Raw genomic sequence first — 3,201 nt, 5'->3', positions numbered from 1 at the left:
AACGGCTCAAATCTCATGCGCGTAGTTGTAATCTATTTCAGATGAATTTTCCAGTACTTTCAATGGCGATGGGTATATCCCAGACCAAGAATTAATTAACATCATTCTTGGTGATATTAAAAAAGTTTGACAGGTAAATGGTTATCCGCTTTTGCCTAATGTAAGTCATCCTGTGAGGTGCATGGAACAGAATGATGCTACCAGCTGTGGTGCGTTCCTGATTGAAAACATTTATTGTGATTTGGTGAACAAACGCTGGGATCCCATGGACACTAACAAGCTTGTTAGAAAAATTCGCGAACGGCATTTAAAATTGCTTGAGGACCACGCGCCTGATTTTTATCCAGGCTTTTATGAACGGCAAGCGGCAAATCAACCAATAGATTTTATTAGGGCACATTGTTAACAGAGCATGAGCTAATTTAGACTCCGTTTTTGCAACGGAGTCTAAATTTATTGCTAGTTATCACTATAAAATCAATTAGTTATTGGTGGAAATAATGAAGCAATTCTTTTTTGCGGCAAATCCAGAATCAATACATTATTTTCAATGCATTTTTTCTGCTCTTTAAATAAGCCATATGAGGTTAAAGCAGCGCCAACCCCAAGAGTAGCACTTGCTCCAACTACAGAAACTGCTGCGGTATTAGCTCCAACTAATGCTGTAATGAATGCACCAGGGCCAGTCCATGCCCCTAATGCAAAACCAATAGCAAAACCAAGCATCGTAGTGAGCGTGATTACTACAGCAGCGGCTACAACCGTTAATAAGGCATTCCACACCTCTGAATAACCATCACTTAAAATAGACTGGCATTTTTTTTGAAACAATTTTATTGCCTCTTGTTTGAGTTCGTTGTTAGCATTTTCAACAGCATTGGCAGGAAATACAATCTGTTCTAGCTGATTAAGCTCCTGCGTTATTGCATCATACTCTTTGTTGGGCAATAGGCTCATTGTCTCTAATAGATTACTAATTTCATCATCCCATCGTTTTTTTAGTGGCGGGATGCCGCAGGCATCAGTAATACCCTGAAGAAGCACATCAATATCAAGCCCATCTTTTGCTGAAGTAATAAAGATTTTTTTATCTAAATTCAATTGCCGAAATTCTTGAATACGTGCTTGAGGATGATCCGATTGGGTTCCTACTAAAAACAATGTGGCATAAGGATTATCAATAGAAAATTCTTCAATTTTTTTCACGATGTGTTCTTGATTAATCTCTTGCGTTAAATTAATACACAATAATGCGACATTAGCTTTAGCAGCATAGTTCAGAATATCGACATCTCGACAAAATCGTGCAGCGCCACTCAACTCCCAGATATGCAATTCGTGATCATTAGCAATATATTTGACACCATAGCTAGTCCCTAAAGTAGTTTGATGCACCGCATTAAATCTATATTTCTGACTATAAACCAGGCGTCTAAATAGTTCTGATTTGCCTACGCATTCTGCCCCCATTAAAACAACCTTATATTGCTTCATATAAATTCCTTCTTAAGTTATCAGTAAGTAAATGCATCAAATAAAAATAGATAAGAACCAATTACATGGTTTTATCTGTAAAAGACTTACCTCGTAGGATGGGATATATTAAGGGATCAGCGCTGATTTACTAGGGGTAGGGATAGTTTATCATATAAAAATTAAAAAAAGTCGCTGTTGTCTATTAAAGGATTCTCGCATTTTTAAAACCATTACAGCAAACAAACTTTAATATCCTTACTGCTGGGGGGGGGATTACCCACGGGCTTTTCATGCTCTATATGCAGAATATGAAGTGCTTATTGATATTCACACACTTGAAGTGGTTCGAGGTTCTATGCCACGTCGAGCATTAGCTTTAGTATTGGAATGGGCATTTCAGCATCGTGCTGAGTTATTGGAGGATTGGATATTATGCGAACAAAATCAGACACCAAAAAAAATATCACCCTTGGAATAGTATGTACAGCTCCATGGCGATTAACAAAAGTTAAACCATTGGCAAATTATATGCTTGAAGTTGAGTTCAATGATGGAGCACATGGCATTGTAGAAATGATTAAACTCATTATGAGTGATCGTGCCGGAGTTTTTGCAGTACTTAAAGATCAAGACCTGTTTAATCAGGCCCATCTTGAATATGGAGTGCTTACCTGGCCAGGAGAAATTGATTTGGCCCCCGATGCGATGCATGATGCAATCAAACAAAATGGCCGTTGGGTTTTGCAATAGAGGATTTATTATGTTGGTTGGTTATGCCCGTGTTTCTACAGTGGATCAAAATTTGGATCTCCAACTATCAGCATTGAAAGAGGTTGGTTGTGAAAAGCTTTATCAAGATCAAATATCAGGGACTAAAGCAAATCGCCCAGGACTTGCTATGGCTCTTGAGGTATTGAGAAAAAATGACACCCTGGTTGTCTGGAAGCTAGACCGATTAGGTCGCACTGTTAAGGGATTAATTGATTTGGTTAATCAATTACATCAGAAGGAAATCCATTTTAAAAGTATTACTGATAATGTCGATACATCGACACCAGCGGGTCGTTTCTTTTTTCATGTTATGGCGAGTCTTGCGCAAATGGAACGTGAATTAATGGCTGAAAGAACTAAAGCGGGTCTAGAAGCTGCCAAAGCAAAGGGGCGGGTTGGTGGTCGCAAGCGAAAAATGACCCAAAGCAAGATTGAGTCGGCTAAACAACTACTTGCTTCTGGAACGCTACCTAAAGATGTTGCACAAAATCTAGGTATCTCTGTTCCGACTTTATATCGTTGGGTTCCTGCATCAAATAATTTAACTTAAGTGAGCGAATTGCTTATAGATAGCAAATCAAACCACGATAATTTTTAATTGACATCCACTTTGACAATCTACTGACATCGACTTAGAAAAGTCACACCTTTTGAATTTCCTATAACCTCAAGAAACCCAGTCTCCACGCATAAAAAACTCTAAATCTAATTTTAGATTAATTCATTGACGATAAATGGCAATAGAATCTGTATCTACGATTACTTTGGAGTGAGCACTCTGCTGAGACCAAAAATTTATTTTTTTTGCAAGCAGGTTTGTGCGTGGCGATTTAGGGGACACTGGGCTGATTTCCCCTTCAGAACCTGTTTCGCTATCATAAGCAGACCTCATTAAGTATCTAGAAAAATGATTCAATATCGTTTATCGTATGTCATTTGAAAAATGATAGGAAT

General features: G+C 38.1%; 4 protein-coding genes and 1 pseudogene. 4 read left to right on the top strand and 1 reads right to left on the bottom strand.

The window, feature by feature from the left end; genetic code table 11:
• Positions 1 to 181: 181 nt before the first annotated feature.
• On the top strand, positions 182 to 406 hold the full coding sequence (locus ACQY7T_RS08775; RefSeq protein WP_428412736.1) for a hypothetical protein: 225 nt from the start codon (positions 182 to 184) through the stop codon (positions 404 to 406).
• 71 nt (positions 407 to 477) lie between these two features.
• Here the strand turns inward: ACQY7T_RS08775 and ACQY7T_RS08770 are convergent, their stop codons facing one another.
• Entirely contained in the window at positions 478 to 1,494 is a 1,017-nt protein-coding gene (locus tag ACQY7T_RS08770; RefSeq protein WP_428412734.1) for a GTPase, read from the bottom strand.
• A gap of 271 nt (positions 1,495 to 1,765) precedes the next feature.
• Between ACQY7T_RS08770 and ACQY7T_RS08765 the strand changes: the two are divergent.
• The 3 genes and pseudogenes from ACQY7T_RS08765 to ACQY7T_RS08755 all read left to right on the top strand — a co-directional run.
• A pseudogene (locus ACQY7T_RS08765) lies at positions 1,766 to 1,954 on the top strand (DUF4160 domain-containing protein); the annotation flags it as partial.
• Complete coding sequence (locus tag ACQY7T_RS08760; RefSeq protein ID WP_428412732.1) at positions 1,909 to 2,226, top strand: DUF2442 domain-containing protein; 318 nt, start codon at positions 1,909 to 1,911, stop codon at positions 2,224 to 2,226. The pseudogene ACQY7T_RS08765 and the gene ACQY7T_RS08760, both read left to right, overlap by 46 nt.
• A gap of 10 nt (positions 2,227 to 2,236) precedes the next feature.
• Positions 2,237 to 2,797: a recombinase family protein gene (locus ACQY7T_RS08755; protein ID WP_428412730.1), complete on the top strand. Its 561-nt coding sequence runs from the start codon at positions 2,237 to 2,239 to the stop codon at positions 2,795 to 2,797.
• The last annotated feature ends 404 nt before the right edge of the window (positions 2,798 to 3,201 follow it).

The sequence above is a fragment of the Legionella sp. genome (assembly GCF_965140895.1).
Lineage (GTDB): Bacteria > Pseudomonadota > Gammaproteobacteria > Legionellales > Legionellaceae > Legionella.
The sequence above is the reverse complement of the archived record's forward strand: the minus strand, read 5'-3'. Positions and strand labels throughout refer to the sequence as shown.

What these genes read in the sequence shown, in the direction of transcription:
- ACQY7T_RS08760 (WP_428412732.1), top strand. Translation starts at nt 1,909, where the DNA reads ATGCGAACAAAATCAGACACCAAAAAAAATATCACCCTTGGAATAGTA.
- ACQY7T_RS08770 (WP_428412734.1), bottom strand. Translation starts at nt 1,494, where the DNA reads ATGAAGCAATATAAGGTTGTTTTAATGGGGGCAGAATGCGTAGGCAAA.
- ACQY7T_RS08755 (WP_428412730.1), top strand. Translation starts at nt 2,237, where the DNA reads ATGTTGGTTGGTTATGCCCGTGTTTCTACAGTGGATCAAAATTTGGAT.
- ACQY7T_RS08775 (WP_428412736.1), top strand. Translation starts at nt 182, where the DNA reads ATGGAACAGAATGATGCTACCAGCTGTGGTGCGTTCCTGATTGAAAAC.